The organism is uncultured Psychromonas sp., assembly GCF_947489755.1.
Taxonomy (GTDB): Bacteria; Pseudomonadota; Gammaproteobacteria; order Enterobacterales; family Psychromonadaceae; genus Psychromonas.
On the sequence record NZ_CANLFB010000045.1, the window covers coordinates 1 to 25727 of the forward strand.

Here is a 25727-nt window from a genome sequence, read left to right on the forward strand (position 1 = left end):
CCGATAGAACAAGTATGGAGCTGGTTGCGTCAACATCATTTAGCTAATCGTTGTTTTAATGGCTATGAATCAATTGTAGATGCTGTTTGTGATGCATGGAATGACTTTGTAAGTGATAGTCAAAGAGTAATAAAAATGTGTACTAGAGATTGGATGAATCTGATCAGCTAATTAGGCGGAATGGTATTAATTAATTAATAAATTAAGCAACTTTCCGTAACAAAAAATCCCAACTTATATCGTCGATATGCTGAATACTTTACGAGTTAAAGGTAATAAAAGTGCGCATATCTCTCAATCTTATGATGGTTCATGGAACTGTGATTACACATTAAGTAAATACAAATTAAATAACTTAATGACAAGTCTTACTCTCTAATTTTTTAATTTACAATTAAAATTATTGTTAATTCCCGTTGATTTAAATTACACCGTGGAGGATTGTGTGTGCGTTAAACTGATATTACTATTTTTGACGCTGCTTGATTGTGCCTATAAGTTGTTAAAGGAACATTTTTCGGTGGAAATAATATTTTTTACAAAATATAGGATTTATATTTTCACAAGTTTGTCATCATCATTGTTAACTTTAAAAGAGTAAAATCGACAACTATTATTTAGCATTAAAAATTGCTCTGGTTAAATTTAAGTAGATTTTCTTATGCTTATTAATAGTAACGTACATGCTTTGTTAAACGTTGTAAATGAAGAGGGTTGAGAGTGAAAATTGATTTTGAAAAAATAGTGTCTATCGATTTAAAGGGTAATTTATTATTTTCTATTGCTCCCGACTTTAATCGTCGATTCATGATTACTAGTTGGAATTCAGGTATGCGCTTTTATGTTTATACTGAAGATGGCTGGCTTGAAGAGGAAACCGACACCGGCTTGATGCTAGTCTGTGACGAAAATATCGATTTATATAATGAGCCTATTTCTCTTTTTTTAAAGCAATTGCCACAGGAATTAATAGAGTTAGTTAAGCCTTACCGTTATCGTCAATTTTCATTATTGCAGTTAATTTCGCAGCAACCACAATTATTCGATATCTTTAAGCATTCATCAAACTTGTTTTGGATGCTTGTTGTTGAAGCAGAAAATCGTCATTGGAATAAATTAACTATCGGTAGTATTCTGCAGCAAAAACGTGAATTTATTATTGAAAAACTAATAAATATAAAGTGTAAAAAAAGAGTGAGGTTTATTCAAAAATTGGTTTTCTATAAACATATTCACTGTGAATTTAGGATGATTAAAAAAGCGTTAAAAGCTGATGAAATAGTAACTGCGTTCGATCACTGGAAATCAATTCCTATTCAAGCAATCCTCGTTGTTATTGACTTTCCTTATTTCTTAAAAACACTAATTTTAGAAAATGAAGTTAACAGTGCTAAGTCACTAATGTCACATCAAATAAGATTTAGGAAATACAAAGGAATTGTTGATGATATTGGTTTAATAGCAGATACAATGGGAAATAATTTAACTGACCGTTATAAAGCGCATATTTATGATGCGCGAGCTTTAAAACGTCTACATGTAAATTGGATTACTCGCTTTAATCACTCAAATGAATTTATACAATTTTTATTATCGCAAGTAGATGAAAATGAGATGATTCAAAATGAGTTTAATATTCAATCTCTCTCATCCAGTGATCGAAATTTTCCAGTGGAAAAATTATCATTTCCACTTTGCCCACTAGGAAACGCTACGTTTATTATGCAAATAAAAAACAACTTTGAACTACTTCTCGAAGGGTTGACGATGAAGCACTGTGTAGGTAGCTGCGCCCAACATGCATTAAAAGGTCAATCTTATTATTACAAAATTATATCTCCGCAACGCGCAACGTTGGAGCTTACTTATAATCAAGGAAAATTTAATATCAAGCAATTCAAATTAGCACATAATCAAACGCCATCAGCTTTGTCCTATCAAGCCATACATGCATGGATGACTAATTAACTTAAGATCTGGATAAGAAGCTCGATACAATACCGCTATTTAAGCGAGTTTTTGCGATAAATCATTTCCCAATAACTCGTTATCGCTTCAATAATTCACCTTGAGCTATGCACGGCTAGTAGGATTGCAAAAAGCTTTTTGATTTTAAATGAAACTTAGGTTCTATTAACCAGAATTAAGGTTTCTGAGTTTGATAATATTCTGTTCTAAAAAATTCTTTTACAAGAATTTTCAAATACTATTTTTATTGGGTGTTACTATTAATAAACTAAAAAATAATAAAAATATCTAACTTAATATAACGAGAGCCTTTATGAAATTTGACGCGATTATTGCGATTGCTTCTGGTCAAGCAGATCCATTGATATTACCATTTTTATCTCCGGAAATAGAATGTAAACACCTTGTCTTATTAGTAAGTGAATGGAGTAAAAGTAAAAAAATAGATGAAAATATAGCAAAAGCGTTAAAACCTAACGGCATAAAAGTTACTTCAGTTAATTTACCTTCAGATGATTGGGCAGAAATACAGAATACGCTTGATAGAACATTAAAAAATTATCCAGATAAAAAAATAGTATTCAACAGCAATGGCGGTACTAAACCGATGACATTAGCTGCTTATGAGTATTGTTATAATGAAAATATACCTGTGTTTTATGTTGATAATAATAAATTGGACTGGTTATATAACGCCGATATGCGCAATTTAAAAGGAATTGAAATTGAAGCTAGCCTCGCTATGTCAAGTTATCTGGTCGCTCATGGGTATGATATTATTTCTGATGCTCCTTTGTTTAGTTCAGCTGATTATAAAGCATTAGTAAATGACTGGACAACCGATAAAAATAAATCAGAGAAAGGTGCTATTGGCGTGCTTAATTATATTGCCTCTCGAGGTGATAAAAACAAATTAACCGTGCCTTTAGAGGGGAAAGAAAAAGATGAAAATCACCCCGTAGGTAGTTTACTCGATGACTTGGATCGGGTTGGGTTAATAGAGCTCTTTTCAGAAAAAATTCGTTTCAAATCTGAAGAAGCACGTTTCTTTGCTAATGGTGGGTGGTATGAACTATATGTTTGTTCTCTCCTGCAAACGATTAACAAACGCCATTTTGACGGTAAAGGTAAAATTATTACCAGTTTAATTGTTAAACCGACAGAAAAAACTGAAAAAGAAGTAAAAAATGAAATTGATGTCGCTTTCTTATTGAGTAATAGATTGTATTTATTTGAATGTAAAACAGCAAATATATCAGGCAAAAATGGCCGTGCGGATGCAGCTATCTATAAATTAGGAACGCTCTTAAATTCATTAGGAGGTATCAGAGCTAAAGGTATCATTATGAGTTATCGTGATATTGATATTCGTGATACGGATCGAGCTAGGTTACTTAATATTGATATTGTTGATCATTCTAATGATATTAAGGTTATGGAAGAACGTGTACGAAAAATTATTGGAGGATAATAGAATCCACAACAACCCTATAAAAGCTTGATAGGGTTGTTGAAATACTTTTTTAAAATCATTTATACATTAAACTCGACTCTTTCTGCTTGTAAAATAAATTCCTGTAAATCATTGAGTTTTTTATTTTTCACTTTACCTACCTTCTTTGAAGCCTTTATTTAAGTGCCTTAATCGCTCCCCAAAAAATACAAGTACATCAAACCTTACCAATATATATAAACGTTAGTATTTTACCAATAATCACTCATAAAAAGGGTATGTGGCTAATGTTGAAATTATTGTCGCCAACCTAGTTAAATTACCTTTGGATATTATTATATGGCCTGATTTCAATCCAGCTACATAAGTAAAAGTAGCAGATTGTCACTATCTGTAGCAGTGCTTTTCACCTGAATATCTGAAATAGTCTATCAATTTTCATTCTCTTTATGATTAATCTCAACGATGCGTTATCAACTTATCAACTTATCAACTTATCAACTTATCAATTTGAAAGTTATTAGTTTTTTAATAACGAAACTTGATTCTTAAAATTATATCTATATAAAAATCAAGTGCTTAGGGTCTTCACGAAGAGCGATGTGGCTACCTGTCTATAAATAATTTTTAATTAATTAATTTCTATCAGTTTTTACTGTGATGACTCACTGAAGTATCTAAATACTGACAAATTTGTCATCGATCTTTTTTTGCTCAAAAACAGTAAATTACTTTCCAAGCGAAGAATACGATAACAACGGATGACTTGAATTCAAAAACTAAAAGGAGGCAAATATGTTTTTAGCCATCATAGCAGCATGGTTACTCGATGATTAATGGTTGAGTCTTTTTAACAAACTGACAAGTTTGTTAAAAAGGTTCTCTTTTAAAAAAGTAGTAGATTAGTGCACAAGCAAGACGATAACAACGGATGACTTGAATTCAAAAACTAAAAGGAGGCAAATATGTTTTTAGCCATCATAGCAGCATGGTTACTCGATGATTAATGGTTGAGTCTTTTTAACAAACTGACAAGTTTGTTAAAAAGGTTCTCTTTTAAAAAAGCAGTAGATTAGTGCACAAGTAAGAAGATAACAACGGATGACTTTAATTCAAAAAACTAAAAGGAGGGAAATATGTTTTTAGTAATAATAGAAGCTTGGCTACTCGACGATTAATCGTCGCGTAACCGCTTCAGTAGAGATTTAATTTATTTTATTAGGGAATTCAGAATGACAGTTAATAATTTTAATAGTGAAAATTACCGCTTAACCGAGATAAAAGAGAACCTAGATAAAATGGGCGTATATCCATTGGATGTCATGATCACTGGGGTAACAGGTGCAGGTAAATCAACCACATTAAACACTTTATTTAATAAAGAAGTTGCAAGCGTCGGCCTTGGTTGTGACCCAATGACGATGAACTTAGACGCTTACAATCTCCATGGTCAATTACGTCTATGGGACACCCCAGGGTTAGGGGATGGCATTAATCAAGACAAAATACACAGTAAGAAACTAATTGATTTGTTACACAAAACCTATGTTAGTAGCTCAAAAACTCATGGTTTTATTGACATGGTCATTATAGTCATCGAAGGGAGCAATCGTGATATGGGCACAACATTTCAACTGATTATCGATGTTATTTTGGAAAATATAGAGCCTGAAAGGGTGGTGATCGCTATTAACAAAGCGGACATGGCAAAAAAAGGTCGTGGTTGGGATAGTCAAAATAATGAACCGACCCAAGGGTTAGAAGATTTTTTAGAAGCGCAAGCAGAGGCAATTAAAATACGTATTAAAGCGTCTTGTGGAATAGATATTAAAAAGCCTGTTTATTACTCTGCAGACAATCATTACAACATTCAATCTTTTATGGATGCAATTATAGATGCGATGCCACTATCTCGTCGTAACTTGTTACTGCATTCAGCTTAATATTATTAAAGGAAGTACTACGATGAACACAACTGATAAATTAAATGAAATTGAACAACAAATTCGTGAAAGCGCAGCCTTACATGAAATAGATAAAATTAAGATGTTAAAAAACATTCAAGCAATGCGTGCTCAAAAAGTCAATATGCTGATCACTGGCGTAACGGGTTCAGGTAAAAGCTCGACTATTAATGCTCTATTCGGACAACAAGTTGCTAAAGTTGGGATGGGTGTTGACCCAGAAACAATGGAAATTGATAAATACATTGTTGGTGGACTTACTATTTGGGATAGCCCTGGGTTAGGCGATGGAATTGAAAATGATAAACGCCATAGTAAGAAAATCATTGAGTTATTACAACAAAAGGATGAAGAAGGCAATGCGCTAATCGACATGGTTTTGCTTATTTTAGATGGTAGCCAAAGAGATTACGGCACAAGTTATGAGTTATTAACAAAAGTGCTTGTTCCTTATCTTGGTGAAGAAGGTAAAGGTCGAATTTTAGTGGCGATAAATCAGGCGGATCAAGCTAAAAAAGGCCGTGGTTGGGATCGTGAAGCAAATCAACCAACAGATGCGTTATTAACTTTTTTAGAGCAAAAAGTAGCTTCAACACAATCTCGTATTAAAGCGTCAACGGGCGTTGATATTGAGCCCATTTATTATAGTGCAGGCTACCAAGAAGAAGGGGAAGTACAAATACCTTATAACTTATCAAAACTACTTTACTTTATTATTAAACATACACCAAAAAATAAAGCATCGACAATGACGTTAGAAAGTAATGCTGACCAAACAATGTGGGGTAGCCGTGAAGAGGACAAACAATATCAAGAGAAAATTAGCAAACATTTACTCAGTCAGGTATTGAGGAGAGCAGAGAAAGGCGTAAATATCGGCAGAAAGTTAGGCGCAAATTTTGGTCCTGCAGCTCAAGTTGTTGGTGGCATCGTCGGTGGTGTTGTGGGTGGTGTCATCGGGATGTTTTTCTGACATTTATAGCCATTGATTACCGCCTTAATTAAATAAATTATTTGGAGTATGAAGTATGAATAAAGCAACACAAAGTAAAAACCTATTATCTAAACTTAAAGAAAAGTTGATGTCGTTGGATAATCTGAATGACATGGATAAAAGAACTATTTTAAATAATATTTTAAAAATGGAGAAAAAAGAGATTAACTTACTCATTACAGGCGCCACAGGCTCAGGAAAAAGCTCTACTATCAATGCACTATTTGAAACAGATGCAGCAACAGTGGGGATGAGTAGCTTACCAGAAACAATGGATATCAAAAAATACAGTTTAGATAACCTCGTTATTTGGGATAGTCCAGGTTTTGGTGACGGTATTAATGAAGATATTCGTCATGGTAAAGGCATTGCAAAGCTACTGAATGAAATAGACCAAGAAGGTCATTGTAAAATAGATCTTGTGCTTGTTTTGCTGGATGGCGGCAGTCGAGATTACGGAACAACCTATAAATTATTAGAAAAAGTGATCATGCCTAACATCGGTCACAATGATTGTCGTATTCTTGTTGCCATTAACCAAGCAGACATGGTGATGAATGGAAAAGGATGGGATCACGAATTAAATAGACCTACTGAAGAATTGATTGAACAACTTGATGCAAAAGTTAAATCAACACAAATACGTATTAAAGAAAATACAAGTGTCGATATAAAACCTATTTATTATAGTGCAGGGTATCAAGACGAGTTTGAGACACAACGCCCTTATAATCTTGCTAAATTATTACATTTTATTGTCGAAAATATCCCCGCGAATAAGCGGTTTAAAATAGCTGATAACATGACAACGGATGAAAACCTTTACGCAACAAATGACGATATAAAGGATTACACCAATGAAACTAAAAAATCGATGGCAGAATCATTAATGGAAGTGCTCAGCGATGTCTCAAATGCTGCCGTTGATATTGTGAGTGATACCGTAGTGAAGACCTTTAATACAGCAGTCAAAGTTGGCAGTGCGATTGTCTCTGCAGGGCGAAGTCTATTAAGTGGCATTGCAGATTTATTTAGTAGGTAAATAAACATTGTATTTAAGGGTCGACTGCGTGACGTAATACATCATTTCTATTTTATATAAAAGTGAGTAAATAACTTAACTCCCTATAATGCTTCATTACTTTGAAGCAATACATTTTTGACAATATACGTATTGATAATAACAATCAAAAATATGTTAATAAAAACATAAATGTTAACTTCATTCTAAATTACTCCTTAATGAGTGTTTTAATTGTTTTTTTGATGCGAACATAATGGTAACCCCCCTGGACTCCATTTAATTCAAAGGCCTTACTCATGTTAAAAGATGCATTTTACCACTCACCGTTTATGGGTGTTTATTATCAATTAAAAATTAAAGAAAATACCGCGATATTGCACATAGAAAAATGTACTACTGATATTTTGCCTGGATTAGTCAAATTAGAACTTGCCCTTGCAGAGCAAAGCGTAACGGATATTGAATTATACTTCAGACAGTCAGCGCATGATTCAATTATAAAACGTCTTTCAAAATTAAATTATTACGCTGCGTCAGGTCATTACCTTAAAAAGATAACGTACCGAAAATCCGTTCGATTCTCGATCACTGAGAAATGTAACTACCATTGCTTTTTTTGTCATGAAGAAGGTATGGAAATGGAAGTTCGCCGTGAAAAAGGTCAACACCAACAATTTTTTGAGGTTATAAAGCAACTAGCGGATTTAGGGTATGATGACTTTACTTTTACTGGGGGAGAACCCTTATTAAATTGGAAAGGTATTGCAGCATGTTTAGACTACATGGAAACAATAAACTATTTTCCAGAAATAACTATTGTTACTAATGGTGAAAGAATCAATCAAAATATGATTGACCGCCTCACCAAGTTTCCAAGCTTAGTACGTTTTAACCTATCGTTACATAGTTTATTAGATGATGAATACCTAGAAATAGTGCATCGAAAGAAAAAACCACAACTCGGCAATGACGACCTGCTAGATAAAATAAAGTCTAAAATACAAATGATTGAAAAAGCAGGCATGCCCTTTAAATTAAACATCGTATTATTAAAAGATATCAACACTTCTAAGCCATCATTGGATGCTATTTTAAGTTATGCTGCTGAAAGTGGGGCAACCTCCGTTAAATTTTTAGAGCTGCTCATTACAGAGGGGTTAAAAGATTTTTATCCTTACTTTTATACATTAGGAGCTGTAAAAAACAGCTTAAGTAATGAGTTAAGGCTATTATGGCAAAATCAAAAAAAAGACGTATATCAATATCAAGACAGCAACCTAGAAGTTGAATTGCAACATTGTCCATGCGCAAGGGGCTGCAATGTTTGCTTGTTAAATAGAGGAGTTACTTTTACCGCTGAAATGAAACAATTTCCTTGTTTTTTACACCCAGAGCATTACCAGACATTGACTGCGGACAATTTAGTCGAAAACATTAACGTTGGTGAAAAATATATCGGAAAAATGGCTGCAGTATACCAAGACAACAGCCCAATACTTATTCATGAACCTAATAGTCAAAAGCAAGAAACAGCTTTTTATTATCAACTTAACAAAGACCAAGTTGAACGTGTTACTCGATTATTTTCAGGAAGATTAGACAGAATAAGGCAGTTCACAGAAACTTATTTCACACATCCTAATTCAGCAGACAATGAATATCGTAAATTGGCTAAAAATAGCTATGATCAAACCGCACTAGAAGTGTCACAAAAAATAACGGTATTAGAAAGCGGTGCACATCACACCGTGTTTTTACATGAAGGTCATATTATTTCAGATATTACTGAGTATTTAACGACATTGCGTGATCAAGGTTTTATCGAGCAACACACCTTCACATGGGATATTCAATACTATAGTACCCACAATGATCAATATGCAATCAGTCAAAATATCGAAACAGGCCTCTATTTGTTAAAGTCAGAATCCCCACTTCAAGAGCTATCACTTAATGCAACACCATTAGAAACAACTATCTATACCTTATTAACATCATCAGTTAATAAGGAGATACAATGTGGGTATGATTAATCAGCACCATCATTAACACACTATCATTAAAGGCACTAAAGGGAGTCTGTGAGTTGAACGATTAATAGATAACAATAGCAACGATGATTTTTGTTTAATATTAATGGACGCAGGTGAAAAAAATAAGTGATCATCATATTATGACAACAACTTTAAACAATATTAAACAATGAGGATCTAGTTGAGTATCGATGAATATTGTTACCAACGGCGAGTCAATAATATTGGCGAAGTTGCATGAGAACAAGATGCTCACAGTGCTAACAGTTGCCGCACAGGTGTATTTACTCATAAGTTTCGTTAATACTAATTCCACTAAAGCATTGAGTTATTTTCATTGTTAAAATAACTCAATGCTTGATTGTAAACCTTGCAAAAGAAACAATCATTTAGATCTTAAAAAAATCACTTTTTTCACTAAATGTCGTTCACTTATTTAATCGCTTTGGTTTTATAGGAGGGCTGAGCAAAATATTCAGACACTTATCAAAGCAGGTATTCATAAAAAGAATGGCCAACTAAAATGTTGCTTAACTACAGGCGAGTTCAAAAGAGGTTGCTTATTAGCGTAACAATACTTGTGGCAGTATTTAGCGAGATAAGAAATAACCTTGTCTTTTTTCTTAAAAACGATTCAAAGCACTGGATATTTCTGCTTGTTAACTCAACACGATAGTGATGCTATTAAAGTTTCTCCACTCTACAACTGTTTGCTACGTTATATTCTAACCTAAAGAGATATTCGAAAAATTAACAAACGGCTAAACACTTCATTAAATGAAGGCTTCGCTTTGTTCGATGTGAAGTGTTAAGCACGGCAAGTACTCTACTATCGTATTAATCTTTTAAGTCAGGACATTGGTGTGTTCGAGAAGAGATGTACGACAACAAAGAGCTTCCAAAGGTGTCTTAATCCCTTAAGTCAGCGCATTGGTTTGCTCGAGGTTAATCAGCTTGCATAATGATATCGAAGACTTTGTCTTAATCCCTTAAGTCAGGGCGTTGGTTTGTTCGAGACTATCCTTCTAGATGCGCTTGCTGGTATTGCACAGTCTTAATCCCTTAAGTCAGGGCGTTGGTTTGTTCGAGTCTCAACTCGATAAAGTATAAGTTGGATAATATGGGTCTTAATCCCTTAAGTCAGGGCGTTGGTTTGTTCGAGCGTAGTCTCCTGGTGGCACATTCCATTGTTCTTTTGTCTTAATCCCTTAAGTCAGGGCGTTGGTTTGTTCGAGGAACACGGTGACGTTATTCATACACACGGACTGTTGTCTTAATCCCTTAAGTCAGGGCGTTGGTTTGTTCGAGGCATGACGTTATGTTAGCCGCTGTTGAAATGTCTGTGTCTTAATCCCTTAAGTCAGGGCGTTGGTTTGTTCGAGAGAACACTGAACGTGTCGTTGGCGACGTACTAATGTCTTAATCCCTTAAGTCAGGGCGTTGGTTTGTTCGAGTCTACAATGACCATGGGTTAGAAGTAGATATCGGTCTTAATCCCTTAAGTCAGGGCGTTGGTTTGTTCGAGCTAGACGTGATTAATACATTCATTGACCTGAGTTGTCTTAATCCCTTAAGTCAGGGCGTTGGTTTGTTCGAGAGCAATAAATTATTAACTTATTGTTTTTTATGATTTAATTTTTTTAGAAAAACCAAGTATATTAAACCATATTCTAGATGAAATAAGCAATTACATTGCCAATATTTTTTCTGTTATTAAATATCAGTAAGTTATGGTGGATTTTTATTATTAGGCCTATTTAATGCCTAGGGAAAATAACAAGGGGTATTTTAGCTGATTATAAGCATCAGTCATCATTAAGTTATCCGCCATATTGAATAAGGCTATTCATTAAAATATATACCCCTCTAAACGAGGGTCTGAATGAATTAATAGCCACTTTTCAGACTTTCCATTGTGAAAACTACCTTCATTTGGTAAAAAAGGAATGCATAGCAGCCTATCCTCTTTTTCATTTAAGATATCATTAAGCTGAGCGCATAATGACAGTCGCTCTGCTTTATTTATACAAAATAAATAAACAGATTTTTGTAAAGCCCAGCCCTCACTACTGCATATTTTGTGTATTTTACGTAAACGTTTTACACAACTGACATCATAGCTAATCAACCATATTGGTTTACTATTTGGCATTTTTAACCTCCCGTAATATTATTTTTTTAGCCAATGTACAGATATGATGTACATGCACTTTATGTCGGTCTGTAAAGGTATACCAAGCTTTATAAAAAAGTGTTTGTCCTGCTCTATTTAACCTGCAACCTTGAGGGGTATTATCAAAATGTGCTTGTGTTAGTGTTTCTTTTAAAAAAAGAGAGATAACCCAGTACTCTAAATCTGAGCGAGAAAGCTCTTTCAAATCACAAATTAAACTTTGTCTGCGATAGCCGGTTTGATGGTGAAAGCCCATGCCTAAATCTAATCCTTGTTTTAATAAAGCTTGGTTATATAAACTGTCCACCATGGTTGATGTTAATGAAAATAAAGCGTTGATAGGATCGGTTGGTGGCCGACGAACACGTCCTTTAAAACCCCACATGTTTAAGATGGAGGTCAACTTTTGCCAATAATATTTACTGATTTTTGCCTCTTGTAACATCAGATTTGAGTTGGTTTTTAGTTGATCTCGTTCAGAGAACAACATTGGGTCAATCCCCATGTTTAATTTTTTTAAATTATTAAACTGCATATTCGCTTTGATGGTTAACAATATAATTGAAAGCCTTTTACAGCATTCTTTATCAGCGAATACTTGATATTGTTGGAGTTTAATAGCGGATGTCGGTGCTTTTAAAGGAACAATCGACGCCAATTCATTATTTTTTGTACCATGTACAAGTAATGATATTTCTTTTTCTGCCAGTTTTAAGATGAGTTGAGTGGATATTTCAACACTATTACCGAGCACAATATGTTGGATCCCCTTCCAAGGGAAAATTCTGCCTACATCTGAGGCTATTTTACAACAAATTTGTCCTTCTCTTAAAAACAGTTTAGTTTCTTTTTCTATTAAAATTAATGCGCTCATCTTAATTCCCTTTTCATTTTATCTTCAGGAAAGAGCATAAATGATACTTTTAATGCCGTTTGCGGTAACAAATTTGTTTAGATTGATAATAAATAAAATCAGTTATAGTTATTATCACTAGAAAATACATATTTAATAATTAATTTATATCAAAGAAATAATCACTTTGTTATTGTTTCTTTATTTTTACCCAATAATAGGAGTATTAATGATTTATTGTTATCTTTTTGAGGCGAAGTCTATTCAGCAGTATCTGTTTCGTTCGGGTAAGTTAAAAGACGTCATTGCTGCAAGCGAGCGTTTAGATAATTTAATTGATTCCAAAGAAGGAAGCACATTAAATCAAGTCTTAATTAACGCAGGGTTAGATTCTGATTTATTAGCACTTGATAGCAGTAAAAATAATGAAAGTAGCATTCATTTTCTACGCTGTAAGGGGGGGGCTTTTTACTGTTATTGCCAAAGTGAAATGCCACTGATGACATTACGTTCATTATGGACATTAACCTTACAACAGCTTTTCCCTTCCCTTGAATTTACTGATGCGTTAACTCATGCAGATAACTTGTCTGCTGCATTAGATTTAGCTCACCAACAACTGGCCACTGACCGTAATAATCCTACTCTTAAATTTCCTTTTGCAAGTGCTATTAGCGCGCGTTATCAACGTTCAGGTAAGGTCGCTGTCCCTCTTTCTAAACTCGCTTTTCAAGCATCCATGAATGAAAATAGTGTAGACCTAGATACTGAACATCATCGCCAAGCTTATAAGGCGTTGGAGATGAAAAATAAAGCAGCGTTACAAGATAGGTTCACACCTCCTGCATTAAGAGGTGAAGTCTCTTATCCGGTTGATATTGAAAAAGAGTTTCAAACACATTCAGATGCCAAAGCTACAAACTTGGTAGCAACACGTGATATTGCTTTAATACATATCGATGGTAATGGGTTAGGCATTTTGTTAATGGGACTTAAAAATGCGTTAAAAAGGACTGATGACATCGTTTATCAACATGCTTTCAGACAGTTTTCTGATGCCTTAAATAAAGCAACCATTGAAGCTGCACAAAAAGCCACGCAGTGGATTGCTGATAATGCGACTTATACGCTAAAAGGCGAAGGTAATAAAAAATACCTTCCAATGCGGCCCATTGTCTTAGGTGGAGATGATGTTACTTTGTTATGTCGTGCCGATTTAGCCTTAACGTTTAGTAAAATATTCTGTGATGAATTTAAAGTTGCTTCTGAGAAAGCGTTAGCGCCTATTTACGAACAGCATTTAAAAGCAAGTGGCATGAAGCCTTATTTAACCGCAAGTGGTGGCATTTTGTATAACAAAGCTGGTCATCCTTTTATTAGTAGCTTGAGTTTGGTTGAAGACTTATGTGGTCATGCTAAAAAATTAACTAAAAGCATCACTAAGTCGGATAGTGAAGTAGGGCCTGCTGCATTAGCTTTCTATCGTATTTCAAATGCGATTTCCTCTTCGTTTGATCAGGCTTTTGAGCAATCTCAAGTTTTTGCTTTAGATAATAATAAACATATTACTATGGGTAAAAGTGCTTATTTTGTTGAAGAGATTTATGTCAATAACCTGAAGCGTTTAGATGACATTAGTAAAAATAAGGCAATGTCTCCTGCTAAATGGCGACAAATGGCGACATTACTTTCTCAAGGTGATTTAGATGAGGCGGAAGCGATGTTTAATCGTGTTAAATCTTTAATGTCTGAGCATAACGCGATGAACGAATTAAGTGATCAAATAGCTAAATTGCTGGGGAGTGATGTTGTTAACGGATGGTATTCCGAAAAAGACGGGATGTTGAGTTGTATTATTAACGACCTGTTAATTATTGATCATTTTCAACCGGTGATCGCAGATGAAGGTGAAAATAATGAATAAGTATATTTTAATATTTGATATTAAAAGCGATTGGCATGTCGGGAGCGGTGAAGAAGGTGGTGCTTATGCGGATGCGCTCGCATTGAAAAACCATGTAAACTTGCCTTATTTACCAGGTAAAAGTATTAAAGGGTTGTTGAGACAAGCCTTTGAAACTGCGATTGATAATGAATGGTTTACTGATAGAACTGTGATTAGTGAACTTTTTGGTTATGAAAATGAAGGCGAGCACTCGCAAGGCTTTATCCAAATAAGTAGTGCTCAATTAAGTGAATCAGAAACTGATTATTTTTTAGAAAGTAAAGGGGCCATTAAACACCTTTTCCGTATTTTGCAGTCCACTGCGATAGATAAACTCAGTGGCGTTGCTAAACAAGGGGCGCTTCGCAGTATTGAAGTGGTTGTGCCAATGCAATTACGCGCAGAATTAACGATAAATGGTGACTTTCCTGATTTTCAACAATGGTTAGAAGATGCATTGACGTTAGTGACTGAATTCGGTGCAAAGCGTCATCGAGGTTTAGGTGCTGTTTCTGTTTCTTGTCAGGTTAAGGGAGATTCTTAATGCGTTTATATTATACGTTAAAAACGATTGATCCCATTATTGTCAGTGAAAACAATAGTACTGAAAATAATGATGCATGTTTAGATTATATACCTGGTAGCGCGATATTAGGTGCGTTGGCGAGTAAACATTATGTCGCGTTAAGTGAACAAGATAGTTGGAAGTTATTTCATACGGGTGAATGTGTTTTTAGTCATTGTTACCCATTGGTGAATCATCAACTAGCTTTACCGACGCCGGCTAGTTGGCATTTTTTAAAAGGCAAAAATGCGGTAGATTCAACGGGAAAATATAACGCCAATGAAATAAGCAATCATGCCAGTGTTTCTTTTGAGCGCCAAGAAGGGGTTCAATATAAACAATGTCGTGATGGTTACATTAATAGTGATGCACAGTCGGCCATGGTTAAACAAGGGTTAACGACTAAAACGGCGATTGATAATCAAACAGGTGGCGCTAAAGAAAGCCAATTATTTAGTTATTCATACATTCAACCTGCGCAAACGTTTTTAGGGTGGATTGATTGTGATGATGGTGTGTTACTTAATGCGTTAAAAGCAACATTAAAAAATGGCTTACTCGTTGGCCGTTCTCGTCATAGTGAGTTTGGACGTGTGGCTATTGATGTTGTTGAATCGCCAGTTATTGCTGAACCAACCAATAATGAAAATACGCTAGTAATATGGTGCTTGAGCGACTGTGAATGTTTGGATGAATTAGGCAATCCTACTTTTACACCGACGCTACAAAGTCTTAATTCGTTATTAAAGGGGCATTTGAATAAACAGAAAAGCTATATTCGCAGCACAAGTTGTAGTCGTTTTAATCAAAAACGAGGTGGCTTGGACAGTGAGCAGATTTTAATCAGCAAAGGGTCCGTTTTAGTGTATGACTTGGACCAAAAAGCCGAGCAAGCAGTAATAAATACATTGAATGAAGTGGGTATTGGGCTTAATAAACAACAAGGCTTAGGTTGGGTAAGTGTTAACCCTGCTTGGGCATTTAAACCTTCGTTGTCTAATGATGAATTGTTGTTTACTCCTGTGATTATTAAAGCTGGTGTAGACAAAAAAGACAAGGTTGCGACAACATCTGCTTTGCTTTCATGGGTTGCTGAAAAACTAAGTGAAGATACAAAATCCATTGCGCGTAAACAGGCTGTTAATTCTCTGCTTAAGCTAATAGTCCAAGCTTACCAAGATGCGCGTCGTTATAACAATATTTTGAATAGTAATGAAGTGGGCCCTTCAAGTAGCCAGTGGCGTAGGATAAGTACACTTATTCGCACTAAAGAAAGCCATTGGGCAAGCGCTGTTTTTGAAGGTGAAAATGCAATCTGTAAATCAGACAATGACCGATTAGGCTGGGGTATTAGTTGGAGTAGTGCTAAGGGTAATACTGATTTTTCAGTGTTCACCAAAGACTTGTTAAGCGGCTTAAATGTTACTGAAATGCGTCAATTACTCGAAAAGTTAAATCGTTATGATTTATCAACGTATAAAGGTCTACACAAGATGGTTAACGAATTAGGTTTAACATCAGGAGATAGCCATGATTAAAACATTGATTAATAAACGTTACCTTGTACGTCTTGTGATTGAAACACAAAGTCCAATGGCGATTAATACGGGGGATAGAGAAACGGCTTTTGATACGCAATTAGCACGTGATAATAATGGTTTACCGACTATCCCTGCTACTGGTATTGCTGGTGTTTGGGCGAGTGTTGCAGAAGCGTTAGATATTTTTGGAAGTGATCACGCCCGTGCTACTTGGTTTGGAACGATGCAACAACGATCGGCATTAAAAATTTCAAATGGTTTGCTTCATGATAGCCAAAATAAACCCGTTGTTGGTATTAAAACACAACAGGATTTACAAAAAGATCCTTTACTTTCTTTTTTATTGCAAGAAAGACCACATCACCGTGAACGTGTTGCCTTAAATGACCGTGGTGTGGCTAAAGATACGGCAAAATTTGACCAAATATTATTACCTAAAGGGTGTCGTTTTAGTATTAACGTTCAGTTTGATGATCAGTTTGTTGATGAAAGTGAGTTTGAAGCATTATTGGTTTGTTGGCAAAGTCGTGCCTTTGCCTTTGGTGCAAGTACGCGCAATGGATTAGGGTTGATTAAGATAGCTGCAAGTGAGCTGTTATGCTTCGATTTAAGTAAAGGCCCTGCAGAAGGCCATGCATTGCAAAAAGCGTTAAATACTATATCGGTACCGACTGAAAATATAAAATTGCCTTCAAATAAACAACATTTAATAGCAATGAGTTTACCATTAAAGGCATTAGACAATTGGCGTTGTGGTGCGGGTAGTGAGTTGTTGGGGAGTAAAGTAACAGAGCATAATGTCAATATTATGAGCTATAGCGAACCAGTTATTGTTTGGGCTGGCTCGAAGGCCTTGGTTGAAGAGAAGAAAGCCGTACTTTGTGGCAGTAGTGTAAAAGGTATACTCGCACATCGTGTTGCTTTCCACTTCCGAAAACTGACGCAACAATGGGCTGAAACGATTGCCGACGAAGATCATGAAACATGGGAATCCCGTCCTGAACAATTAAGCGAACTGTTTGGTTTTGCTGATGTTGACCATGATAAAAGTGTTGCAGGTAAGTTAGTGGTTGATGATTGTGAACTGATTTATGAACATACCGTTATTCGTACGCATAACAGTATTGATCGCTTTACTGGTGGTACCCGTAACGGTGCACTCTATAGTGAAGAGCTATTATATCAACCCGAATTTACGCTGAAACTATGGCTAGATAACCGAGCTGGTATATCTGAAACCTTGATACAAGCATTAGCAGACACGTTAGATGACCTTAAACTAGGTTTATTACCTGTGGGGGCAGGCAGTGGCCGTGGGACAAGTTTGGTGATGCAAAATAAAAAAGGCGTTTGGGTTGACGGTTTAAGTGATTTAGCAAAAGAGGTTAAAGCATGAGTTTAGAAAACTATAATAAATTACAAGCACATAGCCAAGATGACTTAAGGTTGTTGGGCAACGGACTACCGACGTTAATGAATGCGGGTCTGGATATTTTATCTGAACAGTTAAGTACTGAGAAAATGCTTGAAAAAATTAAGGCGATTATACCAACACAAGGTTGGGTAATGTATCGTGATCAAGTTGAAATAAGTGCTGACATTCCAACTAGAACGGATCTTATCGAAGGTGAATGGGTTAATGAGAGTGATAGCTTAAAAGTTAAGTTAGTTAGCACCGACCTTTTCCAAGTAACACGGATGAACCGTGCTGATGCAGATGGTTTTACTGCTTTTTCGGAGCAGAAAGTGGTATTACGTCAACACTTAAAAAATAATATTACCTGTGCTGTATATCGTTGTTGGTGGAAACAAGCGCAAGAAGGTGAGCAAAAAGGCCGTTGGTTACCGTTAACACAACAGTTTATTGGATTTTCAAATGAGAAGGAACAAGCATAATGTCATACGATACTCAGGATCAAGTACATGCACCTTATCATTTTGTTCCCCTTTCTAAATGGGTTTATATGCCTGACTGGGCGCATTTAGTGAGCCATGATCATCCTTTTCAAGAAGGGGGGTCAGGTGCGATTGAATACACGCTTAATAATAAAACGCCTTTATGTGTTGGTGCAGAGCAAGAAAAAGATGCACAAGGTATTTCAGTGGTTAAGTGGGCGAGAGATCCATCTGGCAAACCTGTTATTCCGGGCTCTAGTTTAAAAGGCATGGTACGTAGTGTGTTAGAAATTGCCAGTTTCGGTAAATTTAATGCAATTGATGATAGCCACTTTTCGTTTAGGGATATATCATCAAAAAGCCATTACCTTACAAAAGTAATAGAAGAAAACGACGTACAAGCAGGTTGGATTAAATACAATAAAACTAATAAAGTATGGGAATTTACAGAAGCTGATTTTTGTAAGTTGTCTCATGAAGCTTTGAACCAAGCTCTTAAAAAAAATATTAGAAATAGTGATACAGCCATTGAAAAATATGAACAGGTCAAACTTTCTAATGAATATAAAGCAAATATATCACTGCCCAGAGGAAAGCAAGGCAAAAGATGGGCAGATGACTTTAATCAAGGTACGACCATTGGCTATTGTGTATTCACAAACGAACGTATAAAAGGACAAGGAAAAGCATCTGATTATGAGTTCAGTTACTTTTTTTATAATAAACGAAGTGTGAAATCTTCTAATGTTGATGCTCAAGTCCAGCATTTATTTGCCAATCATCGCAGTATGACTTGCGAAATAAGAGGCAAAGAAACGGATCAAGTTCAATATTTACAAGAAAATGAACACCCAGTGCATGGTATCCCGGTTTTTGCATTGAAAAAAGGTTCCGAGGTTCACTCGATAGGTTTTGCAAGGATGCCAAGGGTTAGTTATAAAAATGGTACAAAGGATTTAGCGGATAATCAGAATAAAGCGCATTCAGCGGATGCTTATTTTGATATGGCAGAATTAATGTTTGGTACGTTGCGTGAAAAAGCATTGAGCATTAAGAGTCGAGTTATGTTTTCAGACGCGACTTTAGATTCTTGTGAGCATAACTTAACGTCTGCTCCTGTTATTTTATCTTCTCCTAAAGCGACCTTTTTAGGTGGGTATATCCAACAACATGATCCAGAATCTTATAGCGATTATAATAATGATAACTCTGTTTTATCTGGTTGGAAGCGCTACCCAATAAAAAGAGATTTTAAAGAAAATGATAGTCAGGAAGTAAAGTCTAACAAAGTTAAAAGTAAACTTGAATTGCTTGAAGCAGGAAGTAAGTTTTCAGGGAAAATATTTTTTCATAATTTAAAACAAGAAGAGCTTTCAGCTCTATTATGGGCATTGACGCTAGGTGGATCTTCATTTAACTGTCATTCTTTAGGTCACGGTAAACCGCTTGGAGCTGGTGCAGTTCAATTTTCAATTACCGATGATAATATTAAAGTTAAAGGTGCTTCAACAGCTAAAGTCAGTGCTTATATTGATACTTTTGAATCACATATGGAAAAAGTACATTACAAAGTAAATGGCTGGAAGGGCTCAGTTCAAATTAATCATTTATTAGAGTTATCGGATACGAGTATTAGCGATGTAAATAATTTCGAATATATGAAATTAAAAGATTTTCAGGAAGTTAAAAATTCGAAAAGTTCACTTGCTATTAATGACCATAATGATAAATCATTGAATGATATTGAAAGTAAGTATGAACCTATTGGCGCACCTTCTTTTGGAAAAGGGCGCTTAAAACAGCTATTTGATTCAGAAAATACTTGGCATAAAAGCGAAAACAAATTAAAAGAGAAAGCACATATCTCCAATTCGGATATGAGTGTTTATGATAAATCTAAACTTTTTTTAGAATTTATTGCCAGCGATCAAGATAAGCTAAATGGTACGGAAAAGAAAAATAAAATTAATGAATTACGTAATATTCTAAAAGATATTAAAGCATTAGTTTTAACAACTGAAGAGGCTGAGCATTTGTTATCGATTTATAAAAACATTAAATTGTCTGAGAAAGATGTTAAAAAAGCAATTAAGTATCTTGAGGGACAATGGTAGTGCATTCACCTCTACAACAACTCACCCAAGAGTTTTCTTTACTGAAATTGCGTGTTTACATTCAATTTCAACAAGACACTGTTTTACCCGCCTTCAAAGGGTCTATGTTGCATGGTTGGTTTGGTCATGCGCTTAAACAGGCTGATGAACAGGCGTTTTTTATTTGTTATGGCGAACATGATAATCAACAACCAAAGCCTTATATTATTACACCAAACGCTGATCATAAAACGGATTGGCATCAGCATGAGGTATTTGACTTTGAGATAACGCTTTTTGGGAGTGCCATTGAGCTTGTTGATTCTTTATTTATTGCGTTAAAAATAGGTGAAAGGATGGGGTTTGGTAAAAATAGAACCCCGTTTTCAGTATTAAGTGTAAGCTCTGTGCTACCAACTAATCAACAAACAGGCATTCATACCTACACGTTATTCGATGCTATTTCGATGCAGCTTGATAGTTCGCGGGAGCTCTCTATTAACCATGAAATAGCATTGCAGTTAATAACGCCTTTACGTATGAAACATCAAGGTAGAATCGTTAAAAGTAATGTGCCACCCTTGGAGTTCTTTCTTCGTCAAATTCAACGACGATTAATTTTATTAAGTCGATTTTGGGTCGTTGATGATTCACTTTTGCTTGAGCAAGTTAATCAACAACTGCCTCTATTAGGTGGGTTTAAAAGTACGGCTCATTGTTATTTTGAAGACTGGCAACGTTATTCATTAAAAGAACAAAAAAACCTTCCTTTTGGTGGGTTAAAAGGGCAATTCAGCTTCTGTGGAGAAATCACGGAGTCATTACCTTTGTTACTTATCGGTGAACAATTACATATTGGTGGAAAAACGACTTTTGGTTTAGGGAAATATAAATTAATTCAGTGATTTGGCGAGCAGTCATCCGTGACCGTCTCATTGTGGTGCAGATTATATTGCAAATGAGACCCTCTGACCTTTTAACAAATTTGTGAAAATATAATGAGAACAATATGACAGTTAAAACAACATTAATGACCGTACTAGGCTCCTCACCTCAAGTGGTGACTGAAACCTTATTTGCCTTGAAGGATAAAAATTTTCCTTCAAGGATAATTGTATTCACAACATTACATGGTGCGAATGAAATTAAAAGACTAAAAGTACATGAAAAAATAACTGAGCTTTGTGAACATTATGGTTTACCGATCCCGACACTATTAACAACAGATATTCAAATTGTTAAAGATTTACAGGGGAATGAATTAAATGATATTCGTAATAAACATGATCAAGAATCAATGGCGGATCAAATAACACAAACAGTTCGTACTTTAGTGAAAGATGATGCTATTGCTATTCATGCCTCTATTGCTGGTGGGCGTAAAAGTATGTCTTTTTATATGGGGTATATCTTCTCTATATTTGCACGTCCTTGTGATACATTAAGTCATGTATTAGTTGCTCCTGAATTTGAGTCAGTCAATTTTTGGTTCCCAACTAAAACATCCTCCTCTTTTGTTGCTTCTAAAAACTGGAATACTGGCGAAGAGCGTTTTCTTGATGCAAAAGATGCCATTGTTGAGCTCGCTGAAATCCCTTTTTTAAGATTAAATAATACGCTTAAAAATGATGGTGGCATGCTAACGCAAGAAGCCACTTACCGTGATATTCTTAAAGCTTACCAATTGTCTTTTACACCGAATGAAAACGTATTGGAATTTACTAGTGATTACCGAGTATTGCTAAATGGCACTGAGTTAAACCTACCTATTGAAACGATCGCTTTTTACAGAATCATTGCTAGAACGTGTAAAGACGAGCTTATGTATAGCCGTCAAGATATTACAGACCTTAAAATGGACGACCCTTTATTTTATGAGCTTTCAAAAATTTCAGGTACAAAATTAAACGGTGACAAACCTTTTGATAGGTTTGATGATATTAAAGATCAGTTGGAAGATAAAGCGGGTTATAAAGTGAATCAAAAATGCTTTGATTCAATAGAAAAAAAAGGTTTATCTAATATGATTGTCAGCCGAATGTTACTTGATATTTCGGGCGAACTTAAAAAGGTAGCGATAGGAAAGAGTATTTCATTTTGTGAAATCAGTGTCGTAAAAAATGAGATCTCAGAAGAAGGGATTCGAACTCGTACTAAAAATGGCCATCTTGGACTTCAACTTAATCCGAAGCAAATTATTTTTAGCGAATAATTTATACATTTGACGGTTGCTCAACCTCAATTTTATGTTGAGCTATATTGCTTATCATTGCTTGAAAAGTGATGTTCAGCTGCCCACCCGACAGCCTCTGTTAATGCGAATGCTGTACTCGCATTAATAGAGTTTCCCCAACCAGGAATCCACCCGACTAGATACTGTGATAGTGCTCGACCGCCATAGCTTGCAGTTGCAGTCAATAGCATATCCATGGCCGCTGCTTCAGATATATCTGCATCGAACTTATTGGCTATTGCAATAATCATAGTCGTTTGAATCCCCGCGATCACTGGCATATCTGCTCCAGGAAGTTGTGCTAGGCCTGCGCCAACACATGCTGCTGATGACGCTGCAGCATGGATTATGGTATGTACACTTTTTGATTTTTTCATGTTATTTCTCTTCAGTATGTTATTGCTGAGTTGATTGCCATTTTTTATAACGAGTTAAATCATCTTGTGCAAAATCGAGTGCTAGCTTGATAACAAACGCATCATCTATGTATCCAAAGATGGGGATAAAATCTGGGATTGCATCAATAGGAGATACAAAATAAATTATGGACGCTGATATAGATGCGATTATTTTCCATGGAACATTTGAATATAATCCTGTGCTGTAATCCCTGAGTAAGCTCAGCATTAATTTTATATCATTCCATAAGTCTTTTAATTTGTTGGGAGACTTATTAAGTAACTTGTGTAGCTTATCTTCACCATTAATAATCGTATTTCTTATGTCATTAATATTGATATCTTGTGCTGTTTTGTCGAATTGATTTTTAGCAGAGCATTTTTGTTGATTTGAAAATGTCATAATATATCCTCTTAAACTTATATTTTTACTGTGAAACTAATTAGTGTTGAATAGAGTTTATAGAGTTTATTTGTATCCAATACTCTTACAAATTTGTGAGGGTGATAGTGTGTATTTAAAATAATTTTGTTTAGATATTAATTATTAATGAATTTATTGTAGATGTTTGATTAAATTTTTTAGATGACAAATTTGTGAATATATTGTAGTAGAAATTAATTTTCACTAATAAGTTTGTATAGATGTTTTGAATATAAAATTGCTATTTAAGGTGGTTTTAATCACCGAAATTGATTTTTTGTTTGTTTTGGGTAAGTTTAGTAAACAAGAAAATGAGGAGTGTATGAATTCATTGCTTAAAATATCCGAAATTATTTTATCTGAAAGAAAAAAGAAAGTGGATCCAACAGTTATTAGCTGCTTATGTTGGGCTTAATAGAACCACTATTGGCAAAATTGAACGTGGGGATTACGATGATGTAGGATTAAGGAAGATTGAGCGGATCCTTAAGTTATTTAATAAATTGTTGATGGCAAGAGATTTGGGCTTACCTACTTTAGACCAATTGAAAGAGACTAATAATGGCTAACGTTGATGTATACGTTCATAAAAATAGAGTCGGGAGGCTACAGAAAGAAAATGTGGCCCACCATTATTCATATGACTTAAATGTAATAAACTGCATTATTCCTTACTATAACCTGAGTTCTGGATAAGCAGACCCTGTAAATAATTCTGTGTAATTACCATTTTTACAGATGCTTTTTCAAGCGGTCTTCAAACTCTATTATAAACCGGTTCATCGCAGCTCTCCAGCTGTGGATCGGTTTTGACCATTTTTTTGATGCCGCTTTGATTGCTAAGAAAATCACTTTCTTAGCAGAATCATCACTTGGAAATACCTTACGGTTCTTAATAGCCTTGCGGATCACGCTGTTCAGTGACTCTATTGCGTTCGTTGTATAGATCGCTTTTCTGATGTCTCTGGGGTAACGATAAAATGTATTTAAATTATTCCAATTACTATTCCAAGACTTTGATATCTGAGGATATTGTTCATCCCACTTAGCCGAAAATGCGTCAAGATTTGCCAATGCAATTTCTTCGGTGTCAGCTTGATAAATTAACTTTAAATCTGCGGTGACTGCTTTGTAGTGCTTCCAGGACACAAACCTCAATGAATTACGTATCATATGCACGATACAGAGCTGTATATGAGTTTCTGGATATACAGTATTAATTGCTTCAGGAAAGCCCTTTAAGCCATCTACGCAGGCAATTAATATATCTTCAACACCTCTGTTTTGTAATTCGGTTAATACATTTAGCCAAAATTTTGCGCCTTCATTCTCAGCAAACCACATCCCAAGTAGTTCTTTTTCACCCTCTAGATTAATTGCTAAAGCAAGGAAAACCGCTTTATTAATAACATGATTATCCTGCCTGATTTTCACGACAATACAATCTAGATAAACAATAGGGTAAATGGCATCTAATGGTCTATTTTGCCACTCAGTGACTTGTTCGATAACCACGTTAGTGATCTTGGAAACGAGTGTGGCAGATATCTCTGCACCGTACATTTCTTGGAAGGCATCAACAATATCACGTGTAGTCATTCCGCGGGCGTAGAGGCTTAACACTTTGTCATCCATTGAAGTAAAACGAGTCTGATTCTTTTTAATCAACTCGGGTTCAAAAGTGCCATTTCTATCACGAGGGGTAGCTAATTCAAACTGTCCATCTTCCGTCTTCAGGGTTTTAACTGACCGCCCATTTCGATAGTTATCAACATTGCTTTGCTGATTTTTTTCGTATCCAAGATGCTCATCTAGTTCTGCGTTCAGTGCGGCCTCGACTGTTATCTTAGTCAGCATTTGGGTGAAATCCAACAGATCTTTTTGAGACTTTAAGCCCTTTGATGCTTTAAGGGCGAATGCTTCTAGCTCTTCTTTATTCATAATTACCTATCCTTAATATGATTAAGTTAATGATAGGCAATTACACAGATTTTAGGACAGGGTCGATAAGCAAGAGCATTTATTAGACTACCATCATCTCTAATTCACTTTTAGATACCTTAATACGTGGCTTTTTCTTTTTTAAGCAATAAGCCACTATTCCTGAAATAACATTGAGCATGAACCCTGTCTCACTTCGGTGGCGACTATGCTCTATTTGAGATATGTT

20 protein-coding genes, 2 pseudogenes and 1 CRISPR repeat array are annotated in these 25727 nt (G+C 35.3%); of the genes and pseudogenes, 16 read left to right on the forward strand and 6 right to left on the reverse strand.

What is annotated here, in order from left to right:
- From Q0794_RS17040 to Q0794_RS17070, 7 genes and pseudogenes are all read left to right on the forward strand, one after another.
- Window positions 1-111: pseudogene (locus Q0794_RS17040) on the forward strand (IS630 family transposase); the annotation flags it as partial.
- 609 nt (window positions 112-720) lie between these two features.
- On the forward strand, window positions 721-1968 hold the full coding sequence (locus Q0794_RS17045; RefSeq protein ID WP_298943914.1) for a PcfJ domain-containing protein: 1248 nt from the start codon (window positions 721-723) through the stop codon (window positions 1966-1968).
- A gap of 313 nt (window positions 1969-2281) precedes the next feature.
- A complete protein-coding gene (locus Q0794_RS17050) occupies window positions 2282-3439 on the forward strand; it encodes a DUF1887 family CARF protein (protein WP_298943916.1) in 1158 nt (385 codons plus the stop codon).
- Window positions 3440-4653: 1214 nt separating this feature from the next.
- On the forward strand, window positions 4654-5364 hold the full coding sequence (locus Q0794_RS17055) for a GTPase (RefSeq protein ID WP_298943918.1): 711 nt from the start codon (window positions 4654-4656) through the stop codon (window positions 5362-5364).
- Between the two features lie 22 nt (window positions 5365-5386).
- On the forward strand, window positions 5387-6358 hold the full coding sequence (locus Q0794_RS17060; protein WP_298943920.1) for a GTPase: 972 nt from the start codon (window positions 5387-5389) through the stop codon (window positions 6356-6358).
- Window positions 6359-6413: 55 nt separating this feature from the next.
- Window positions 6414-7421 carry a GTPase gene (locus Q0794_RS17065; RefSeq protein ID WP_298943922.1) on the forward strand — a complete coding sequence of 336 codons (1008 nt, stop codon included), beginning with the start codon at window positions 6414-6416 and terminating at the stop codon, window positions 7419-7421.
- A 278-nt stretch (window positions 7422-7699) separates the two neighbouring features.
- Window positions 7700-9436 carry a radical SAM protein gene (locus Q0794_RS17070; protein WP_298943924.1) on the forward strand — a complete coding sequence of 579 codons (1737 nt, stop codon included), beginning with the start codon at window positions 7700-7702 and terminating at the stop codon, window positions 9434-9436.
- Window positions 9437-10270: 834 nt separating this feature from the next.
- A CRISPR array of direct repeats spans window positions 10271-11033; the repeat unit is 38 nt; unit sequence GTCTTAATCCCTTAAGTCAGGGCGTTGGTTTGTTCGAG.
- Between the two features lie 252 nt (window positions 11034-11285).
- On the opposite strand, the gene cas2 is transcribed toward Q0794_RS17070, so the two are convergent.
- Window positions 11286-11588, reverse strand: a complete 303-nt coding sequence (gene cas2 / locus Q0794_RS17075) for a CRISPR-associated endonuclease Cas2 (protein ID WP_298943926.1) — start codon at window positions 11586-11588, stop codon at window positions 11286-11288.
- Window positions 11578-12483 carry a CRISPR-associated endonuclease Cas1 gene (gene cas1, locus Q0794_RS17080; RefSeq protein WP_298943928.1) on the reverse strand — a complete coding sequence of 302 codons (906 nt, stop codon included), beginning with the start codon at window positions 12481-12483 and terminating at the stop codon, window positions 11578-11580. Before cas1 ends, cas2 begins: the two co-directional genes overlap by 11 nt.
- Before the next feature lie 208 nt (window positions 12484-12691).
- Between cas1 and Q0794_RS17085 the strand changes: the two genes are divergently transcribed.
- The 8 genes from Q0794_RS17085 to csm6 all read left to right on the forward strand — a co-directional run bounded on the left by Q0794_RS17085 (window position 12692) and on the right by csm6 (window position 22714).
- A complete protein-coding gene (locus Q0794_RS17085) occupies window positions 12692-14386 on the forward strand; it encodes a hypothetical protein (protein ID WP_298943930.1) in 1695 nt (564 codons plus the stop codon).
- On the forward strand, window positions 14379-14951 hold the full coding sequence (locus Q0794_RS17090) for an RAMP superfamily CRISPR-associated protein (protein WP_298943931.1): 573 nt from the start codon (window positions 14379-14381) through the stop codon (window positions 14949-14951). The genes Q0794_RS17085 and Q0794_RS17090 overlap by 8 nt, the downstream gene beginning before the upstream one ends.
- Window positions 14951-16510: a hypothetical protein gene (locus Q0794_RS17095; RefSeq protein ID WP_298943933.1), complete on the forward strand. Its 1560-nt coding sequence runs from the start codon at window positions 14951-14953 to the stop codon at window positions 16508-16510. Before Q0794_RS17090 ends, Q0794_RS17095 begins: the two co-directional genes overlap by 1 nt.
- Window positions 16503-17909 carry an RAMP superfamily CRISPR-associated protein gene (locus tag Q0794_RS17100; RefSeq protein ID WP_298943935.1) on the forward strand — a complete coding sequence of 469 codons (1407 nt, stop codon included), beginning with the start codon at window positions 16503-16505 and terminating at the stop codon, window positions 17907-17909. Before Q0794_RS17095 ends, Q0794_RS17100 begins: the two co-directional genes overlap by 8 nt.
- Window positions 17906-18409: a hypothetical protein gene (locus Q0794_RS17105; protein ID WP_298943936.1), complete on the forward strand. Its 504-nt coding sequence runs from the start codon at window positions 17906-17908 to the stop codon at window positions 18407-18409. The genes Q0794_RS17100 and Q0794_RS17105 overlap by 4 nt, the downstream gene beginning before the upstream one ends.
- Complete coding sequence (locus Q0794_RS17110; protein ID WP_298943939.1) at window positions 18409-20523, forward strand: TIGR03986 family CRISPR-associated RAMP protein; 2115 nt, start codon at window positions 18409-18411, stop codon at window positions 20521-20523. Before Q0794_RS17105 ends, Q0794_RS17110 begins: the two co-directional genes overlap by 1 nt.
- Window positions 20523-21407: a CRISPR system precrRNA processing endoribonuclease RAMP protein Cas6 gene (gene cas6, locus Q0794_RS17115; protein ID WP_298943941.1), complete on the forward strand. Its 885-nt coding sequence runs from the start codon at window positions 20523-20525 to the stop codon at window positions 21405-21407. Before Q0794_RS17110 ends, cas6 begins: the two co-directional genes overlap by 1 nt.
- Before the next feature lie 104 nt (window positions 21408-21511).
- Complete coding sequence (csm6, locus tag Q0794_RS17120; protein WP_298943942.1) at window positions 21512-22714, forward strand: CRISPR-associated ring nuclease Csm6; 1203 nt, start codon at window positions 21512-21514, stop codon at window positions 22712-22714.
- Between the two features lie 32 nt (window positions 22715-22746).
- On the opposite strand, the gene Q0794_RS17125 is transcribed toward csm6, so the two are convergent.
- On the reverse strand, window positions 22747-23112 hold the full coding sequence (locus Q0794_RS17125) for a hypothetical protein (RefSeq protein WP_298943943.1): 366 nt from the start codon (window positions 23110-23112) through the stop codon (window positions 22747-22749).
- 19 nt (window positions 23113-23131) lie between these two features.
- Window positions 23132-23536 carry a YkvA family protein gene (locus tag Q0794_RS17130; protein ID WP_298943944.1) on the reverse strand — a complete coding sequence of 135 codons (405 nt, stop codon included), beginning with the start codon at window positions 23534-23536 and terminating at the stop codon, window positions 23132-23134.
- 380 nt (window positions 23537-23916) lie between these two features.
- On the opposite strand from Q0794_RS17130, the gene Q0794_RS18320 reads away from it, so the two are divergent.
- Entirely contained in the window at window positions 23917-24126 is a 210-nt protein-coding gene (locus Q0794_RS18320) for a helix-turn-helix domain-containing protein (protein ID WP_366522567.1), read from the forward strand.
- A 163-nt stretch (window positions 24127-24289) separates the two neighbouring features.
- Here Q0794_RS18320 and Q0794_RS17135 read toward each other — a convergent pair whose 3' ends face one another.
- Complete coding sequence (locus Q0794_RS17135) at window positions 24290-25498, reverse strand: IS256 family transposase (protein ID WP_298943945.1); 1209 nt, start codon at window positions 25496-25498, stop codon at window positions 24290-24292.
- Between the two features lie 82 nt (window positions 25499-25580).
- Window positions 25581-25727, reverse strand: a pseudogene (locus Q0794_RS17140) (IS982 family transposase); the annotation flags it as partial.